Source organism: Tardiphaga robiniae (assembly GCF_001618955.1).
In the GTDB taxonomy this organism is placed as follows: Bacteria; Pseudomonadota; Alphaproteobacteria; order Rhizobiales; family Xanthobacteraceae; genus Tardiphaga; species Tardiphaga robiniae_A.
Genome location: NZ_LVYV01000023.1, coordinates 342,825 through 360,610, shown reverse-complemented (window position 1 = coordinate 360,610; position 17,786 = coordinate 342,825). Strand labels below are relative to the sequence as shown.

The window sequence follows — 17,786 nt, the reverse complement described above, 5'->3', positions numbered from 1 at the left end:
AAGTCGGGTATTCCGGTGCACAACAGCGATCCGGTCTCGCCTGCCCCGCAGAACAGACCGGATCGCCTCTCCCACGATGGCTAGCGGATCGCCACCGGGTTGATCATGCTCTGCACACCGCCCTTGAAGCGGGGCTGACCGAGCACGAACAGGAACTCGTAGCCTTTGTCCTTGGCCAGTTCGGATGTGTCCATGTTTTCGAGGATGTAGGTCCCGTTCATCGCCAACAGTATCTGGTGGATTTCAAACACATTGCCGGTTTCGAACGGCAACACCTCGACGCCCCAGGTATCGGCGCCGACCGCGACGACACCTTTGCTGGTCAGATATTTGGCGCCCTCGGCGCCAAGGCCGGGCTCGCCGGCATTGTAGCGTTTATCGTCCTTGCCGAGCAGGCTGAGCCATCCGGTGTGGAACAGCACGACGTCGCCTTGCCTGATCTCGATGCCCTGCGCCTTGGCGACCTCCTCGATTTCCTTGACGTTGAAAGCCGTGCCTTCCTTGACCACGTCGGTCTTGTAGTAGGCCGCCATGTCCAGCAGCACGCCACGGGTGACCAGCGGTGGCACCTTGTCGATGCCGAGCTTCTTAAGGCCAGTGGGATCACCGAAGTCAGCAATTTTGTTGCCGTTATAGTAGACGTGATTGACGCCGAGATGGCCGAGCCCATCCATCTGGCTGCCGACGCCGACCCAGCCGTTGAGCATGTCGTCGTTGTAGGTCGCATGATTGGGACCGAGCCCGGGATTGCCGGCCTGACCGGGCTGTACAACGGTGATCTTGAAACCGCGGGGCGGATAGGCCGGCGTATCCGCGCCCACCGGAATGCCGAGTGCATAGGTCTTGCCGGTCTTCACCAGTTGCGCAGCAGACTTCACCAGTTCCGGCTTCATATAGTTGGCGGCGCCGATTTCGTCATTCGGGCCCCATTTCGATTTGGTCCAGTCCTGCGCTGATGCAGACGACATGACGGCCAACAGAGACATCGAACACCCAAGCACGCAAGCTTTCAGCATATTGTATCCTCCCGATGATCGCCGGATTTTTCCGGTCGAGTCGAGTTAACAATACGAAGCTGGCCAAAGTAAGCGAAACGAACGCGTCAGGAAGTCGCCGGCAGTTATCGCCTTGTCACATCGTTTAAAATGCGACGAGTAGTCCGGGATCTTGCTGCGCTGCGACGCTACAATATCTGGTGCACGGCCAATTCGACCCGATCCGGATGCCGCGCGCCGACGCCGATGAACAGGTTCTGCATCAGCCAGCGATACTTCGGATGCCCGGTCTCGAATTTCGGCACCGAGCGGAAATAGATCAAAGCGGGATCGACGGCCTCGCCGCGCGCAATGCAGTCGAGCGGTTCCTTCGGCCCGAAGCGGACGCCGATATTCTCGATATAGACAACAGCGCCGTCATCGAGTTCGAACGTGTATTTTGCTTCAAGCTCGGTAAAGCCGTCCGGACGGATGACCTGGAAATCGGCGCCGCCCGGATGGATCGTACCCTTGATGCCCTCACCCTGCACGGTGCCGCCAAGGACCGGGATGACGCGACGGATGCCATATCCGAGATCGCCGGCCACGATCGGTGCCCCGACCTTGATCGACAGGCTGAAGACATATTTCGTCGCAAGCGGCGGTGTGATCATGACATCACCCAATCATCCGCATCGGCAGCCAGGTGGCAATCAGCGGGAACAGGATCAGCAGCACAAGCCGGATCAGGTCCGTAAACACGAATGGCAGCACGCCTTTGAATATCGTCGACATGCTGACGTCCTTGATCACACTCTTGATGACGAAGACGTTCATGCCGACCGGCGGGTGAATCAGGCCGAGCTCGACGGTCATGACGATGACGATGCCGAACCAGATCGGATCGAAACCAAGCGCCATGATCACCGGAAACACGATCGGCACCGTGAGGATCACCATGGCCATGGCATCCATCAGGCAGCCCAGCACCAGATACATCAGGAGGATCAGCGCCAGCACGCCGTAGGGGCCGATGCCGAGACCGGTGAGGAACTCGGTGACGTGCTGCGGGGTCTGGGTAATGGTGAGAAAATAGCCAAAGCACAGCGCACCGATGAGCACGGTGAACACGGCAGCCGCGGTCCGCGTCGCTTGTAGTAGTGACTGCAGGATGCCGTCCTTGTTCAGCTTGCCGCGCAGTACGCCGATGATGAACGCACCGACCGCGCCGACCGCACCGGCTTCGGTCGGGATGAAGAAGCCACCATAAAGGCCGCCAATCACGAAGACGAACAGCAACAATGGCGACCAAACATCGCGGATCGCCGCGGCGCGCTCGCGCCACGAGGCTTTCGGGCCAGCCGGTAAGAAGCCCGGCTTGACCACGCCGATGATCGCAATGGTTATCATGTGCATCACGATGGCGAGCAGGCCCGGCACGATGCCGGCGATGAACAATTTGCCGATGTCCTGCTGGGTAATGATGCCGTAAACCGCCAACACTGTGGACGGCGGCAGCATCGCACCGAGCGTACCGCCCACGGCGATGACGCCGGTGGCGAAGCTCTGCGGATAATTGAAACGCCGCATTTCCGGATAGGCAACGGCGGAGAATGTCGCGGCCGTCGCTACCGACGAGCCGGAGATCGCGGCAAAGCCGCCGCAGGCCGCAATAGTGGCGATGCCGAGGCCACCCTTCCAGTGGCCGACAAAGGTGTTGGCCGCGCGAAACAGCTCGCGGCTGATGCCGGACACCGAGACGAAGGCGCCCATCAGGAGGAACATCGGGATCACGCCAAAGGAATAGTCCGTCACCGTCCGCATGGTAGTCTGGCCGACCAGTTTCAGCGCCGGCGCGAAGCCCGTGAGATAGCCAAATCCCGTGATGCCCACCAGGCCCATCGCCATGCCAACCGGCACTCGCAGCAACATCAGCACGAACAGGCTGACAAAGCCGATGACGGCAACCGCTTCGTTACTGAGATCCATGCGACTTACTCTGCCGTCTTGATTTCGGGTTCGTGCATCTCTTCGGGATGGAAGATCAGCCGGTAGGTACGGATGGCGATCAGCAGCACGGCGGCGCCGTCGCCGATCCAGGACAACAGGAAGAACGGCCAGACCGGCAGCTGGAGATCCATGGTGACAAGATTGCTGCGATAGGTATCCGTGACCTTGTCGAACAGCGTGTAGGTCTGCACCGTTACGACGAACAGAAGCACCAGTGTTGCGAACACGTCGATCCAGCGCTGGTATTTCGGCGTGGCATTGGCCCATACCAGATCCACGGTAATGTGCGAGCCGCGATAGCTGGTCGCGGCGATGCCCCAGAAGATCAGCACGCCGAGCATGAACTGACCGACATTGTAGTAATCCGGGATCGTCACCGCGAAGAACTTGCGCATGAACACCGCGATGAAGGTGTTCAACGCGACGATACCGACGAAGAACGCGGCGATCCACTCGATGGAATCGATGAAGCGATCCATCACGTTCCTGCGCGGAGGCTCCGGGGAAATACCGAGGGCGCCGGATTGGGAGATTTCTGGCGTGGTGGTCATGGGGGATATGATTTCATGGGAGAACGGAACTCGTCTTGCAACAAACTCGTCATTCCGGGGCGTGCGGGCGACGCCCGCGCGAACCCGGAATCCCGGTATGGTTGAACACCTCGAGGTTCCGGGTTCACGCGCGTTGCACGCGCGCGCCCCGGAACGACGGTGCTACTCTCACAACCCCGCGCTGTGCTTCTTCAGCGACGCCTTGAGTTCTGCATCGATCGCATCCGCATCGCCGCCAGCCTTCTTGACCGCGGCGGACCAGGCGGTGTGCAACGGCTCGACTCCCTTCTTCCAGGCAGCAAGTTGCTCCGGGGTCAGCGGATAGACCTCGTGATCCGGCAGCGCTTTCATCTTGGCAACGCCGGCAGCCTCGTAGTCCACCCAAGGGTCGGTGACCTTGGCGGCCCATTCCGGGGTGCAGTGATCGTCGATGATCTTCTTCTGCCCGTCCGACATGGAGTTGTATTTGGCGAGGTTGATATTGTAGGTGAACACCGTCGAATAGAGCGGCGCATCGATGTGATACTTCACCACCTTATCGATGCCGAACAGGAAGATCGATCCCCACGGGAACGCGATCTCGTCGGCCACGCCGCGTTCGATCGCATCGCGCGATTCCGGCGCCGAGGCCTGCACATTGGTGCCGCCGAACAGCTTGACCATTTCACCGATGGTACTTTGCGCCGGGCGGACCTTCACGCCATTGAGGTCCGACGGCAGCACGATCTTCTTCTTGCCATGCAGCGTGCCGGGCGCGTGGATGAAGGCGAAGCAGAGTTTCGTATCCTTCATCTCGGTCTTGGCGTATTTCTGGTACCACTCGTTAAATGCCTGCGTCCCCTTCTTGCCTTCCGAGAACACGAACGGAATTTGCCCCGCGGCAGCGATCGGGAAACGGCCGGGCTGATAGCCGGGATTCACGTAAGTGATGTCGGCGATGCCGTCGCGCGCCATGTCGTAATGGTCGAATGCCTTGCCGAGCTGCTCGGAGGGGAATACCGACATCTTGATGCTGCCGCCCGAGGCCTTCTCGATATCGGCGGCCCAGGCCTGCGTGGCCGGCACCAGCGGATGCGCCGGTGGCACCCACAGTGACACTTTCATATTGACGGTTTTGTCTTGCGCCTGCGCGGGCGTGAGCACTGGCATGATGCAGCCAGCCGCCAGCAATGCGAGAATTGCTTTCCTCATCGTCTCTCCCTCTACGTCCGTTTGGACGTGTTCTCTCGAACGTGTTCACCGGACCTTGAATGGCCCTTTGCGGATATTGTTATATGTTATAATCATCCTTGCAAGCGGTGCGACCGCACGCGTTGCGGAGCCAGTGTCGCGACCCCGCTTGACTTGTCAACTCAGTCGGACGACAGAGCCTATATCAACCGCGGGAGCAAGCGTTGCGAACAAAAGTAGCAATCATTGGAGCTGGTCCGGCTGGAATGTTGCTTGGGCAACTATTGCATGCCTATGGGATCGATAATGTTATTCTCGAGCGCAAGAATCGCGACTATGTGCTGGCGCGGATCCGCGCCGGTGTGCTCGAACAGGGCACCGTTGGCCTGCTGGAAAAGCTGGGGATTACCGAGCGCCTGCATCACGAAGGCCTGATCCACGACGGGATCGAACTTCTGTTCGGCGGAATTCGCCATCGCCTCGACCTGAAGAAAGCCTCCGGCGGCAAGGTCGTCACCGTCTATGGCCAGACCGAAGTCACCCGCGACCTGATGGACGCCCGCGACAAGGCCGGCCTGACCACGGTCTATGACGCCGACAATGTCAGCCTGCATGATTTCGACGGCACAAGCCCCCGCGTCCGCTACGTCAAGGACGGCGTAAGCCACGAGATCTCCTGCGATTTCATCGCCGGCTGCGACGGGTTCCACGGCGTGTCGCGCCAGAGCGTTCCGGCCTCCGCCATACAGACCTTCGAGCGCGTCTATCCGTTCGGCTGGCTCGGCCTGCTCTCGGATACGCCGCCGGTGTCGCATGAGCTGATCTACACCAATCACCAACGCGGCTTCGCGCTGTGCTCGATGCGCTCGATGACGCGCAGCCGATATTACGTCCAGTGCTCCCTCGACGAAAAAGTCGAGAACTGGACCGACGACATGTTCTGGGACGAGTTGCGCCGTCGCCTCGACACGGAGGCCGCCGAAAGCCTCATCACCGGCCCATCGCTGGAGAAGAGCATCGCGCCGCTGCGTAGTTTTGTCGCGGAACCGATGCGCTTCGGCAGGCTGTTTCTCGCCGGCGACGCCGCCCACATCGTGCCGCCGACCGGCGCAAAGGGTCTCAACCTCGCCGCCTCCGACGTCCATTACCTGTCGATGGCGCTGCGCGAATTCTACGATGAGAAATCCTCGAGCGGTCTCGACTTCTATTCGGCCATCGCGCTGAAGCGCGTGTGGAAGGCCGTGCGCTTTTCTTGGTGGATGACATCGATGATGCATCGCTTCCCCGACAATGACGGTTTCGGCACCAAGCTGCAGCAGGCCGAGCTCGACTACGTCGTGCATTCGGACGTCGCAACGGCGTCGCTGGCGGAAAATTATGTGGGACTGCCTTACTAAGACGACGCCTCGTCACCCGCCCTACACTCAGGCGTCATACGCGGGCTTGACCCGCGTATCCATCTTTGCCGCAAGCGCGGTGGCTCAAAGATGGATTGCCGGGTCAAGCCCGGCAATGACAGCGTTATAGCTATTGCCGCGATCACGCCTGTTTTAAACGTCGTATCACCCTCGTTTCAAACTTTGTTGGTCTGTCCTTCACCCCGCATTTCGGGTTTGAGTGCGCCATGACCGACACCACGATCCCCGACGGCTTCGCGCCGCACTATCGCAAGAGCCCCCTCACCGCACCGTGGGAACCGATCTATTCAAAGGTGACGGAGACTAATGTCATCCTCGGCCTCCGCATTGCCGAAGCGCATACCAATTCGCGCGGCATGGCGCATGGCGGGCTGATCACGGCGCTCGCCGATAATGCGATGGGCCTGAGCTGCGGCCATGTGCTCGGCGGCGGCGCACGGCTGCTCACCGTCAATCTCTCCGCCGATTTTCTCGGCTCGGCACAGATCGGGCAATGGCTGCAGATCGACACCGAGGTGATCAAGACCGGCAAACGTCTCTGCTTTGCGCAGGCGCTGATATCAGCGGATGGCGAGCCTTGCGCCCGAGCGAATGGCACGTTCAGCGTGGCCCCACCAAAAGTGTAGCGAAAGCTATCGCTTGCTGAAATCCCACTGGCAGGTTTCGGCGGCGAGGTCGATGAAGACGCGCACTTTAGCCGACAGCAGCCGCGACGTCGGATAGACGATGTGGATCGGCACCGCCGGCGGTTCGAACTTGGTGAGCACACGCTTCAGCCGTCCGGCTGCCAGTCCATCGGCCGCCTGATAGGCCAGCACGCGGGTCAGGCCACCACCATGTTCGGCATGCCAGATGGCGGCATCGGCGACGTCGGTGGTGAAGCGCGGCGTATGTGTGACGCGAATGTCGTCGCCATCCTGCACGAAGCGCCATTCCGGCGCTGACGCAATGACACCGAACTGGATCGTATCGTGCTTCGCGATGTCCTCCGGCGTCCTCGGCTGGCCGCGCCGCGTCAGATAATCCGGCGACGCCACAACGATGCGCGGCATGCTGCCAACGTGACGCGCCACCAGGCTGGAATCGGGGAGATGGCCGATCCGGACGGCAACATCGATTCCGTCCTCGACCAGACTGACCATGCGATCGGTCAGCCGCAATTCACCCGAGACATCGGGATAGCGCTGCAGATAGGCCGAGATCAGCGGCGTAACATGCAGGCGTCCGAAGCCAACCGGTGCGGAGACGACCAGACGCCCGCTCGGCCGCGCGCGTTCGGCCTGTGCGGAGCCCTCGGCTTCCTCGATATCCGCGAGAATCTGGCGCGCTCGTTGCAGATAGCGCGCGCCGACATCGGTCAGCATCACCGAGCGCGTGGTCCGCTGCAGCAGGCGCGCGCCGAGTCGCTCTTCCAGGGCGGCCACCATTCGGGTGACCGCCGAGGCGGAGAGTCCGAGCTTGCGGGCCGCAGGCGCAAACCCCTGCAGATCCGCCACGGCGACGAAGACGGTCATGGCTTCGATACGATCCATCGGATAATTTCATATCTCGCAATAATGAAGTGTCAATTCCAATGATTGTTCTTGCGAGGGGAAGGAGCCACTTTATTGGTTACGGAGAGCGCATTCCGGTTCGCGGCTCCAATCAGGGAGTAAGCCATGTCAGACCTCCACACCTCTTCCAGCGACATCGCCTTCACGCCCACGGTCAAGGCGATCCAGGCGCGGAAGGGATCGCGCTCCGCTTATGCGCGCGTCGAGGAGAGTGGCGGCTGGCGCACCGAGGTCGATGACGATCTTGCGGCGCGTCTGGCCGACACCAATAGCATTTTCTTTGCCACCGCCAGCGCGGACGGGCAGCCTTACATCCAGCATCGCGGCGGGCCGGCCGGCTTTGTAAAGGTGCTCGACAAGCACACGCTGGCCTTCGCCGACTATAGCGGTAATCGGCAATACATCACCCAGGGCAATCTCGCCGAGAATCCCAAGGCGAACATCTTCATCATGGATTTCGCGCATCGTCGCCGGGTCAAGCTCTGGGGCACCGCACGGGTGGTTGAGGACGACCCTGCCTTAATGCGATCGCTGATGCCGCAAGGTTATCGGGCGAAGCCCGAACAGGTCATCCTATTCACGATTGCCGCATGGGACACCAATTGTCCGCAGCATATCCCGCAGAAGTTCGATGCGGCCGATGTCGCCGCAGCACTGGCAGTCCGCGAAGCACGGATCGTCGAGCTGGAAGCAGAACTGGCGACGCTGAAGGGTGCAGCGTCGCCGCATTGAAGGCGACGCAGCGTCAGGCAGCGACGCTGCACTGCCAGACGTGTTCGGGATAATACTCTGCCATCATGCGATCCACGTAGGTGACGAGGTTGCCGTAGCGGTGCAACTGACGCTGCAGGGGTGACGGAAACAATGGCGACATGATCCCGGCCAGAACGCCGAATGCGGTTGCATCGACACCGGCCGGGTGGTTGCTCATCAGGTGAGACTTTCCGGCCAGCAGCACCGATAGCGCCATCAGCGAACGATCCGCTAGTTGCAGCGCCTCATCGGCAGGATGCCGGCCAAGGCCGTTCGCCAGATGGTTCTGAATGACGGATTTGCGCGCGAATGCACGAATCTCGTCGCGCTGCGCTTCGGGAATGCCGTCGAAGAAATGCGACGGTCCCTTGGCGAAATTATCGGCATCGACCCAGCGAACGCCGACCAGCGACCAGTAGAGATGATGCTCGATCATCCGCTCGATCGCCCAGGCCTGAGCGCGCTGGGCGAGATCGAGACCCTTATCGAAATCCACGTCATATTTGCGTTCGATATAGGCGCGGATAAAGGTGGAGTCGGCAATGCACTCAGCCCCGTCGTCGATATAGGGCATCTGCCCCTTCGGCGAATCCTGCGGCCGTGCCGGTTGCTTCTGATAGGGCAAGCCGGCCATCTTGAGCTGGACTTCCGTCTTGGTAACGAAAGGGCTGATTTCCGGCAGGCCGAAGCCCGCGCCTGCGCCGTGAAGGACGATCATGTGGTTTCTCCAAGTGATAAGGACAAGAGACTAGGCAGTCGCTGCTGCCACCGTGGTGTCAGCAGTGGTCACGCCGGGTCGCGCCGGCGACCCAGACACGCGTCTGGACCGCCGCGGTGGAAACCATGCGCCAGCCGAGCCCGATCAGCGCCCAGCGGAGGTCGCCTGACAGGACGAGAATGGCGCGTTCCAGGAGCCATGCCCGGATGCGCCAGAGCCGGTCACCATGCGAAAATGCCTCGAGGCTATCGAAAGCGGTCATTGCAGAATCCTTCGTTCGTTTGAACCTGGGTCCTGTATGACTGCCCCCTGCTGCCAACATGCTGTCAGCATCGACAGCGGACCAACACGGACAGAGAGACGACGATGAGACGCGCAGACCGCCTGTTTCAGATCATTCAGGTACTCCGGCGCACGCGGAAGCCGCTGACGGCGGATGCCATTGCCGCCGAACTGGAAACGTCCAAGCGCACGATCTATCGCGACATCGCGACGCTGATGGCACAACGCGTCCCGATCCGCGGCGAAGCCGGCATGGGCTATATCCTCGAACGCGGTTTCGACATGCCGCCGCTGATGCTGACACCCGACGAGATCGAAGCCGCCGTGCTTGGCGCGCAATGGGTGATGGGCCACGCCGATCCGGCATTGGCCAAGGCGGCGCAGGATCTCATCGCGAAGATCGCGGACACCGTGCCCGAGCGCTTGCGCCCCTTCGTGCTGGAACCCGCGAGCCGCGCGCGGCCGGATTTCCACGGTGCCGCCGACAGTATGGATATGGTGCAGATGCGGGCGCATATTCATGCGGGCAAGAAGGTCCGGCTGCTTTACCGGGACGAAGCCGGCCGCAACAGCGAGCGCATCGTCTGGCCTATCGCGGTGGGTTATCTGGAAGCCGTGCGGCTGCTGGCGGCGTGGTGCGAGCTTCGCAAGGATTTCCGCAGTTTCCGAACCGACCGCGCGATCGAGGCGCATTTTCTCGATGAGAAGTATCCGGAGCGACGCGAAACGCTGCGCAGCAAATGGCGCAAGACGCTGAGCTGGGAGCGGCCACAGGATACCTGAAACAACCAAGCACGCATCTGCACGGCTGGCGAAACCCGCCCGATCGCGATAAACCGCGGCATGACAAGCAACGCAGCCACGATCAGCGAAGCCAGCCCGTGCCAGGCCTGTGGTGCGTGCTGTTCGTATTCCAGCAACTGGCCGCGCTTCACCATCGAGGACGATGCCGATCTCGATCTGATCCCGGCCAAATATGTCAACGATCGTGAATCGGGAATGCGTTGCGACGGAGACCGTTGCAGCGCGTTGAACGGAAAGGTTGGAGAGGCCACTGCCTGCGGGATTTACGCCGTCAGACCGGACGTGTGCCGGACCTGCATGCCCGGCGATCCCGAATGCGCCATGGCGCGGCGCCGGCACGGGCTGCCAATTCTGGCAGCCGCAGAGTAGTTGATGTCAGCTTACGCCGTGACGGCGTGAGCGAATTCCTTGTCATCCAGCTCGTCGTCGAGATCATCATCCATCGGCGCCAGCGTCGAGAGCGGCTTGGTCGACAGCGTGATCGCCTTGCGGTTGTGATAGGCCGACACCGAAGGACGCGCCACGGCGGTGTCGTGTGACAGCGCGTAGAGCGTGGAACCCACGCGGCCACCGAATTCGATCAGCTCACGCTCGCTGCAGCTCGATGCGATCGAGATTGCCAAAGCGTGAAGATGACTGCGGCGATAGCAGAACAGAGCCAGCATCGCGCGGACATCGGATGAAACGCTGGCCACGAGATGGGGCAGGCCATTTTCATTTGCACGATACATTGCACCGAGCAGATCTTCCTCGACGGGGCAAAAATCGTTCTCAAAAGCTTGACGGCTGGACCGCATGGGGTTTCTCCTCGTTAATGAGGATGCGGTTGAATTTCCTAACGCAGGGTTAACCAACAGCCTTAATGGCCGCGTGCGACTCTTGAGTAACAGTCTGAAATGTGGCAGCCGTGCCCTGCTACCGCCACATTGGAACTCGATGCGTTCAAACGCGCATCAGCTGTTGGCGACGATGAAGATGGCCAGGAAGAAGTCGGTCAGGTGATGCAGCGCCTGATCGATGCCGATCAGCCACCAGAACCAGCGATGGCCCTGCGTCACACCGAAATGCGATACGCAGATGCCCTTGAGCCGATCGATGGTGATGTGGATCGCGAAGTCGACCAGTCCCAGGAACCAGAGCTTCGGCTGCACGACCGCAATGAACAGCGTCGTCAGGACGCCATGGATCGCGCAATGCGCCAGCAGCGGCAGCGCCCATCCGGTCCGTTGATCCTTGCCTATCGCCATCCAGGCGTTTTGCAGCAGGAAATCAGCGATCACGTGCTTGACGGTGAGGACGAGCATCCACCCGACGAGCCCGCCCAGAGCAATCGACGACGACATTGCAGGAAACAACAAGCTGACGTCCCTCTCACCGGTCACGACAGGCTGGCCCGCTTAGCCGGCCCGATCACTCGCCCTATTTATGACACTCCGAAACCGGGAATGCACGCCGCGGAACCGAAAACCCACCGCTTCCTGCAGAGCCAGCCTGGACGGGAAAACACTGCGCACGCTCCACTTTCTCGCTAGTTCAGGACGGCATGCGCCCGGAGTTCGCCGATCGCCTTGCGTAATTGGTCACCCTTCGGGTCGCGCGGCACCGCACGGGCACGCGTGATCGCGTCCGCCAGATCGGTGATAACCAGCGTCCCATCGAAAGCCGGCTTGGCCAGCCCATCGATGATCTGATGCCAGGCGGCCATGCCCTGCCGATAGCCCGTGCCGTAACCTTCGATCATGGTCGCCGTCTGCACGATGGCCATTGCCGCGTCCGGCTGCTTGGTCAGTGCCCGATCAATCATGTGCAGCCAGCGTTCGACCCAGACGCGCTCGGTTTCATAACGCGTCGACAACAGGCGCCAACGTCGCAGCCAGGATTCGAACTCAAGGCGCTTGATGCCCCAGATGCTCGCCTTGCTGAAACGGATCGGCACCGTGCGATGCGCACAATAGATGCGCTCGAGCGCCCACATCAGGGGATCGCCGACGATCTCCGGCAATGCCGACACCAACTCGTCGAGGCGAAAACGCCGCTTGTCGACCACCGGCGGCCGGCCGGATATCACGGGCTCCTGCAGTTTAAGCTGCGCAATGCGGATCGGGTCGTGATAACTCATACGCATCGCGAGCAGCCGCGCAATCTCGCTGAACAACTCGTCGCTGACGTTGCGCCGTCCGACGAAGCGACGCAGCCGGTCGCTGTAGAGCTGCGCGTAGACTGCGCTCTGATAGTTGATCAACAGGGCCACGCCATCTTCCGCCACAGGACGCACCGCAGCCGGCAGCCCCACCGGCAAAACCGGCGCTGCAGGTTCGCTCCTGTTCGCCAGCTCGGCGAGCGTGGAGCGGATGACGTTGATGAAACCTGCCACGGGACGTCCTGATGCTTATGCGTGCTGCGGCGCCATGGGCAATGCGGGCGCGTCCTGCTTCATCAGACGCGCTTCCAGCTTGTCGATATTCTCGAACAATCGCGCGCTGGCGAGACGCAGGAAAAAGAAACCGAATTCCGGATTCTGCACGTACAGCTCTTCGACCTGGCTGTAGCTGACGCTGAGCACCATGCCGGGCTCGATACATTCCAGCGTCTGGGTGCGTTCATTCGTCGGCGACAGCATGCCAAGCTCGCCAACGATGGCGCCGACCGGCAGCTCGATGCCCGACTCAACAAGACGATAGCGGCCGGACACGATGTAGAACATGTCCTCGGCCTTCTCGTCCTTGTAGAACAGGATCTCGCCTGCCTTGCAGGGACGCTTGGTCATGAACGGCTTCAGCCATTCCATCGACAGGTCCGAATTCACCGACTTTTTCACATCTTGGACCAATTGCAGCATCTGGCGCAGGCGGTAGATGTTGAGTGGCAGCAGTACCGCATGCAGTGCCATGGTCGGATAGTTGTGGGTCGGGATCGAGATCGCGATCAGCAGGACATTGGCCATGATGCCGAACACCCGCAGCGGGATCATCGTGCGCATCGTGCAGGTCGCCACCACGAAGATGGTGGCAAAGGCACTGCCGGCGTGATGAAGATAGGACATATCCATGGGAGCAAACCGGGTTTCCAGGAACGGCCGCAACGTCACCCGTCAACATGAAGGACGGATGACCGGGCCTTTGCGTGTGCAATATAGCCCATCCGGTTAAAATAGCCCGTCTTGTAACCGCTCGAAATCACGGTCTGGTGCTCAGATTGACGTCCCATCCGGGTGCGGGCACGGTCACGCTGTGCCCGCACCCAAGGCGCGCGCCTTTAGATTTGACGCGTTTTCTGAACGCGAACCGGGCATCCACTTCGCTCGAAAACGCTATGGAGAAGAACAACATGTCGGAAACGACGGAAACCGCATCTGACCAGGCCTCGCCCCCCATTCTGAGCATCGACGGCCCCCGCGCCACCATCCGCCTGAACCGCCCCCAGAAGCTGAACCGGCTGTCCCAGCTCGACCTGGACACCTTGGTACAACTGTTCGATCGCGTAGAGGCCAATCGCGCCATCCGGGTGCTGGTGCTCACCGGCACCGGCCGCGCTTTCAGCGCCGGCTTCGATCTCAATGCGATCTCCGAACGGGCTGCCAGCGCGCCCAAGCCCGTGGCCGAAGGTTCGTCCGGGTCGGCCTTTGAGGCCGTGGCAAACCGGCTGGAGGACCTGGCGCTGCCGACCATCTGCCGGCTGAATGGTGGCGTCTATGGCGGTTCGACCGACCTGGCACTGGCCTGTGACTTCCGGGTCGGCGTCGACACCTGCGAGATGTTCATGCCGGCCGCCCGGCTCGGCCTTCATTATTACAAGGGCGGTATCAAACGCTATGTGAGCCGGCTCGGCGTCGACAACGCCAAGCGATTGTTTCTCACCGCACAGAAGCTGGAAGCCAGCGAACTGCTGCGGATCGGCTACCTCACCGCCATGGTGCCGGCCGAGGCGCTGGACGAGGAAGTCGACAAGCTCGCCATGGTTCTGGCCGGTAACGCCCCGATCGCCATGCGCGGCATGAAGCAGGCGATCAACGAATTCGCCCGCGGTGAACTGGACGAGGCTGCCGCCGATCAGCGCGCGCGGGACAGCATGCGGGGCGATGAGATCAAGGAAGGGACGAAGGCGTTCGCGGAGAAACGGGCACCGCGGTTTTAAACGCTAAGCCTGTGGCACTTTTCTTCCTCTCTCCCCTTGCGGGAGAGGGTGCCTGAGCGAAGCGAAGGCGGGAGAGGGGGAGCCGCAATCTCCGCTGCCCCCTCTCCCGTCTCGAACGCTTCGCGTTCGATCCACCCTCTCCCACGACGCGCAGCTTCGCTGCGCTGGGGGAGAGGGGAAGTGAGCAGAGTCACTCCACAAACGTCGCCACGTCGTCCAACTGCGCGCGGTTGGTTCGGTAGCTGTTGACCTTGTGCTCGCGGTCCGGATAGCCGAACGAGATACCGCAAACGACGCGGCGATCGTCGCTCATGCCGAAATGCTGGCGCACCACGGCCGAGTGAAACGCCAGCGCCGCCTGCGGCACGGTCGCGAGGCCGAGCGCCTGCGCAGCCAGCATAAAATTGTTCACATAGCCACCACAGTCCACCGCGCCATAGACGCCGAGTGCCTCGTCCGAGGTGATGATCGCCACATGCGGCGCGCCGAAGAAATTGAAGTTCTGCAACGCCTGTTCGGCATAGGCCGCCTTATCGCCGCGCGCGATGCCTAGCGTGTTGTAGAGCTGGAAGCCGCTTTCGCGGCGGCGATCCAGATAGACGCCGCGATATTCGCGCGGAAACTCAAAGTCTCCGGTGCTCGGCGTGCTCGCGGCCGCAACCGGATACAGAACGTCGCGGAATTTCATGGTCGCGTTGCCCGAGGTGATGGTCACCTGCCACGGCTGGCTGTTGCACCATGAAGCGGTCTTTTGCGCAGCATTGAGAATGCGATCGATGATATCGCGCGGCACCTGCTTGGTTTTGTAGGCGCGGCAGGAGTAGCGTGACGCCAGAAGATCTTCGAGCGTGTCGATGGGAGCAGTCATAGTTAACCTTACCGTCCCTTGGTCGGGACCTTGTTGAACGGCACGTCCTTGTCGACGCGGATATCACCGGGCAGACCGAGCACACGCTCGGCGATGATGTTGTGCAGGATCTCGTCGGTGCCGCCGGCGATACGCATGGAGGGCGAGCCGAGAATCGTCGCCTGAAATTCGCCGGCTGCTTCCGCATCGGCACCGACCAGCGCGCCGGAAGCGCCCTGCAGGTCGGCAGCGAACATCGCGATGTCCTGCATCATCATGCCGGAGACCAGCTTGCCGATGGAGTTTTCCGGACCCGGACGCTCGCCCTTCGACAGCGCCGAGATCGAGCGATAGCTAGTGTATTTCAGGCCGGAGTTCTTCACGGCCCAGCTTGCCAGCTTTGAGCGCACATTGGGATCGTCGATGGCGAGACCGTCTTCGAGCATCAGGTTGCTGCAGAATTCGAACAGTTCCGGGAAACCCGTGGCGACGCGTGAGCCGATCGACATGCGCTCGTTCATCAGCGTGGTCAGCGACACGTTCCAGCCGTCACCGACGGCACCGAGCCGCTGCGCGTCGGGAATCCGGACATTGGTGAAGAACACCTCGTTGAATTCCTGCATGCCATTGGCCTGCTTGATCGGCTTCACCTCGACGCCTTCGCTCTTCATGTCCAGGAAGAACATGGTGAGCCCCTTGTGCTTGGGCACATTCGGGTCGGTGCGGGTAATGAGAATGCCGTAGTCGGAATAATGCGCGCCGGAGGTCCAGATCTTCTGGCCGTTGACGATCCAGTCGTCACCATCCTTCTCCGCGCGGGTACGCAAGCCGGCGACGTCGGAACCACCGGCGGGTTCAGAGAACAGCTGACACCAGACCTTCTCGCCCGACGCCAGCGGCGGCAGGTATTTGCGCTTCTGGTCTTCGGACGCATAGGCCATCACGGTGGGACCGCACATGCCCTGCCCGATGGCGAAGGGCCGCGCGAGCTTGTCATAGACACCCTCTTCCTGCTGCCAGATCACGCGCTCGATCGGCGACGACCCACGGCCGCCATATTCCTTCGGCCAATGCAGACAGGCCCAGCCGGCATCGGCCTTCTTCTTCTGCCACGCCTTGGCGACATCGAGCATCGCATCGCGCTTCTCGCTGGCGCGCTTGGTCAGCTCGGCCTCCAGCTCCTTCGGCGCGTTCGCATCGATCCACTTGCGCGCAATCGCGCGGAATTCGGCTTCCTGCGGCGTGTCATCGAAATTCATGGCAGTCGTCCTCTACGAAAAAGAAAAACTGCGACCAGGGCAGCAAGTCACCCTGGTCGCCAGTTATCGTCCCTTGGTCGGGATCTTGTTGAATGGCACGTCCTTGTCGACGCGGATGTCGCCCGGCAGGCCGAGCACACGTTCCGCGATGATGTTGCGCAGAATCTCGTCGGTGCCGCCCTCGACGCGCGTCGCGGGCGACCGCAGCAGCATCGCCTGGAATTTGCCGGCGACCTCCGCATCCTCCGGCCCGTTCAGCACGCCGGCCGCCCCCTGCAGATCGAGCGCATAGGTCGCGACATCTTGCAACATGGCGCCGGCGACGAGTTTGCCGATGGAGTTTTCCGGGCCCGGCCGTTCGCCGCGCGACAGTGCGGAGATCGAACGGAATGCCGTGTAACGCAGGCCCGAGGCACGCACCGCCCAGTTGGCAAGCTTGGAGCGCACGGCGGGGTCGTCGATGGCGGGACCATCGTCCAGCATCAGACTGCTGCAGAATTCGAACAGTTCCGGGAATCCCGTGGCAACATTGGCGCCGATCGCCATGCGCTCGTTCATCAGCGTGGTCAGCGACACGTTCCAGCCATCGCCGACGGCGCCTAGCCGCTGCGAGTCCGGGATGCGGACGTCGGTGAAATAGACTTCGTTGAATTCGGCCTGACCGTTGGCCTGCTTGATCGGCTTCACCTCGACGCCTGGGCTCTTCATGTCCAGGAAGAACATGGTGAGACCCTTGTGTTTGGGCACAGTCGGGTCGGTGCGGGTGATCAGGATGCCGTAATCCGAGTAATGCGCACCTGAGGTCCAGATCTTCTGGCCGTTGATCAACCAGTCATCGCCGTCCTTCTCCGCACGGGTGCGCAGACCGGCAACGTCGGATCCCCCTGCAGGTTCGGAAAACAACTGGCACCAGATCTTCTCGCCGGAGGCCAGCGGCGGCAGATACTGCCGTTTATGCTCCTCGGCGGCATAGGCCATCATGGTCGGGCCGCACATGCCGTGGCCGATGATGAACAGCGTGCCGAGCTTGCCAAACACGCCCTCTTCCTGCTGCCAGATCACGCGCTCGATGGGCGAGGCGCCTCGACCGCCATAGTCCTTCGGCCAATGCGGTACGGCCCAGCCGGCATCGGCCTTCTTCTTCTGCCAGGCTTTTGCGACTTCAAGGATATTCGCGCTCTTGAGCTGGATGCGGCCGAGCGCGGCCTTCTTCAGCTCGTCTTCGTATTGCTTGGGCGCATGGGCCGCGATCCAGGCTTTCGCCTCGGCGCGAAACGCGGCCTCCTGCGGGGTGTCATCGAAATTCATCTCGA

21 protein-coding genes are annotated in these 17,786 nt (G+C 61.4%); 6 read left to right on the top strand and 15 right to left on the bottom strand.

Annotated elements, in window-relative coordinates; translation table 11 throughout:
• Window positions 1-80 precede the first annotated feature (80 nt).
• The 5 genes from A4A58_RS19305 to A4A58_RS19285 all read right to left on the bottom strand — a co-directional run bounded on the left by A4A58_RS19305 (window position 81) and on the right by A4A58_RS19285 (window position 4,726).
• Window positions 81-1,016 carry a cyclase family protein gene (locus A4A58_RS19305; RefSeq protein WP_068735029.1) on the bottom strand — a complete coding sequence of 312 codons (936 nt, stop codon included), beginning with the start codon at window positions 1,014-1,016 and terminating at the stop codon, window positions 81-83.
• A gap of 167 nt (window positions 1,017-1,183) precedes the next feature.
• On the bottom strand, window positions 1,184-1,648 hold the full coding sequence (locus tag A4A58_RS19300) for a DUF3237 domain-containing protein (protein WP_192855918.1): 465 nt from the start codon (window positions 1,646-1,648) through the stop codon (window positions 1,184-1,186).
• Between the two features lie 4 nt (window positions 1,649-1,652).
• Window positions 1,653-2,963 (bottom strand): TRAP transporter large permease, encoded by a 1,311-nt coding sequence (locus A4A58_RS19295; RefSeq protein WP_068735026.1) that lies wholly within the window; start codon window positions 2,961-2,963, stop codon window positions 1,653-1,655.
• A 5-nt stretch (window positions 2,964-2,968) separates the two neighbouring features.
• Window positions 2,969-3,535, bottom strand: coding sequence for a TRAP transporter small permease (locus A4A58_RS19290; protein WP_068735024.1), 567 nt, complete (start codon window positions 3,533-3,535; stop codon window positions 2,969-2,971).
• Window positions 3,536-3,703: 168 nt separating this feature from the next.
• Window positions 3,704-4,726, bottom strand: coding sequence for a TRAP transporter substrate-binding protein (locus A4A58_RS19285; RefSeq protein WP_068735021.1), 1,023 nt, complete (start codon window positions 4,724-4,726; stop codon window positions 3,704-3,706).
• A 203-nt stretch (window positions 4,727-4,929) separates the two neighbouring features.
• Between A4A58_RS19285 and pobA the strand changes: the two genes are divergently transcribed.
• Both pobA and A4A58_RS19275 read left to right on the top strand, forming a co-directional pair.
• On the top strand, window positions 4,930-6,102 hold the full coding sequence (pobA, locus tag A4A58_RS19280; RefSeq protein WP_068735019.1) for a 4-hydroxybenzoate 3-monooxygenase: 1,173 nt from the start codon (window positions 4,930-4,932) through the stop codon (window positions 6,100-6,102).
• 227 nt (window positions 6,103-6,329) lie between these two features.
• Window positions 6,330-6,749 carry a PaaI family thioesterase gene (locus A4A58_RS19275; RefSeq protein WP_068735017.1) on the top strand — a complete coding sequence of 140 codons (420 nt, stop codon included), beginning with the start codon at window positions 6,330-6,332 and terminating at the stop codon, window positions 6,747-6,749.
• Window positions 6,750-6,755: 6 nt separating this feature from the next.
• Here the strand turns inward: A4A58_RS19275 and A4A58_RS19270 are convergent, their stop codons facing one another.
• Window positions 6,756-7,655 carry a LysR family transcriptional regulator gene (locus tag A4A58_RS19270; protein ID WP_068735015.1) on the bottom strand — a complete coding sequence of 300 codons (900 nt, stop codon included), beginning with the start codon at window positions 7,653-7,655 and terminating at the stop codon, window positions 6,756-6,758.
• Between the two features lie 126 nt (window positions 7,656-7,781).
• On the opposite strand from A4A58_RS19270, the gene A4A58_RS19265 reads away from it, so the two are divergent.
• Window positions 7,782-8,408 (top strand): pyridoxamine 5'-phosphate oxidase family protein, encoded by a 627-nt coding sequence (locus A4A58_RS19265; protein WP_068735013.1) that lies wholly within the window; start codon window positions 7,782-7,784, stop codon window positions 8,406-8,408.
• A 13-nt stretch (window positions 8,409-8,421) separates the two neighbouring features.
• Here the strand turns inward: A4A58_RS19265 and A4A58_RS19260 are convergent, their stop codons facing one another.
• Together A4A58_RS19260 and A4A58_RS19255 are read right to left on the bottom strand one after the other, a co-directional pair.
• Complete coding sequence (locus A4A58_RS19260) at window positions 8,422-9,147, bottom strand: glutathione S-transferase family protein (RefSeq protein WP_068735011.1); 726 nt, start codon at window positions 9,145-9,147, stop codon at window positions 8,422-8,424.
• 58 nt (window positions 9,148-9,205) lie between these two features.
• Entirely contained in the window at window positions 9,206-9,409 is a 204-nt protein-coding gene (locus A4A58_RS19255) for a hypothetical protein (protein WP_068735009.1), read from the bottom strand.
• A 104-nt stretch (window positions 9,410-9,513) separates the two neighbouring features.
• On the opposite strand from A4A58_RS19255, the gene A4A58_RS19250 reads away from it, so the two are divergent.
• Window positions 9,514-10,212: a helix-turn-helix transcriptional regulator gene (locus tag A4A58_RS19250; RefSeq protein WP_068735007.1), complete on the top strand. Its 699-nt coding sequence runs from the start codon at window positions 9,514-9,516 to the stop codon at window positions 10,210-10,212.
• 60 nt (window positions 10,213-10,272) lie between these two features.
• Window positions 10,273-10,602 carry a YkgJ family cysteine cluster protein gene (locus A4A58_RS19245; protein ID WP_068735005.1) on the top strand — a complete coding sequence of 110 codons (330 nt, stop codon included), beginning with the start codon at window positions 10,273-10,275 and terminating at the stop codon, window positions 10,600-10,602.
• An 11-nt stretch (window positions 10,603-10,613) separates the two neighbouring features.
• Here A4A58_RS19245 and A4A58_RS19240 read toward each other — a convergent pair whose 3' ends face one another.
• From A4A58_RS19240 to A4A58_RS19225, 4 genes are all read right to left on the bottom strand, one after another.
• A complete protein-coding gene (locus A4A58_RS19240) occupies window positions 10,614-11,030 on the bottom strand; it encodes a hypothetical protein (RefSeq protein WP_068735003.1) in 417 nt (138 codons plus the stop codon).
• Window positions 11,031-11,186: 156 nt separating this feature from the next.
• A complete protein-coding gene (locus tag A4A58_RS19235; RefSeq protein ID WP_068735395.1) occupies window positions 11,187-11,591 on the bottom strand; it encodes a DUF3307 domain-containing protein in 405 nt (134 codons plus the stop codon).
• 170 nt (window positions 11,592-11,761) lie between these two features.
• Window positions 11,762-12,607 carry a DUF6537 domain-containing protein gene (locus A4A58_RS19230; RefSeq protein ID WP_068735000.1) on the bottom strand — a complete coding sequence of 282 codons (846 nt, stop codon included), beginning with the start codon at window positions 12,605-12,607 and terminating at the stop codon, window positions 11,762-11,764.
• A 15-nt stretch (window positions 12,608-12,622) separates the two neighbouring features.
• Window positions 12,623-13,282, bottom strand: a complete 660-nt coding sequence (locus A4A58_RS19225) for a Crp/Fnr family transcriptional regulator (protein WP_068734999.1) — start codon at window positions 13,280-13,282, stop codon at window positions 12,623-12,625.
• Window positions 13,283-13,545: 263 nt separating this feature from the next.
• Between A4A58_RS19225 and A4A58_RS19220 the strand changes: the two genes are divergently transcribed.
• On the top strand, window positions 13,546-14,367 hold the full coding sequence (locus A4A58_RS19220; protein WP_433993640.1) for an enoyl-CoA hydratase/isomerase family protein: 822 nt from the start codon (window positions 13,546-13,548) through the stop codon (window positions 14,365-14,367).
• 190 nt (window positions 14,368-14,557) lie between these two features.
• Here A4A58_RS19220 and A4A58_RS19215 read toward each other — a convergent pair whose 3' ends face one another.
• The 3 genes from A4A58_RS19215 to A4A58_RS19205 form a co-directional block, all read right to left on the bottom strand.
• Window positions 14,558-15,235 carry a nitroreductase gene (locus tag A4A58_RS19215; protein ID WP_068734997.1) on the bottom strand — a complete coding sequence of 226 codons (678 nt, stop codon included), beginning with the start codon at window positions 15,233-15,235 and terminating at the stop codon, window positions 14,558-14,560.
• 8 nt (window positions 15,236-15,243) lie between these two features.
• Window positions 15,244-16,473 (bottom strand): acyl-CoA dehydrogenase, encoded by a 1,230-nt coding sequence (locus A4A58_RS19210; protein ID WP_068734995.1) that lies wholly within the window; start codon window positions 16,471-16,473, stop codon window positions 15,244-15,246.
• A 63-nt stretch (window positions 16,474-16,536) separates the two neighbouring features.
• A complete protein-coding gene (locus A4A58_RS19205; protein WP_068734994.1) occupies window positions 16,537-17,781 on the bottom strand; it encodes an acyl-CoA dehydrogenase in 1,245 nt (414 codons plus the stop codon).
• Window positions 17,782-17,786: the final 5 nt, after the last annotated feature.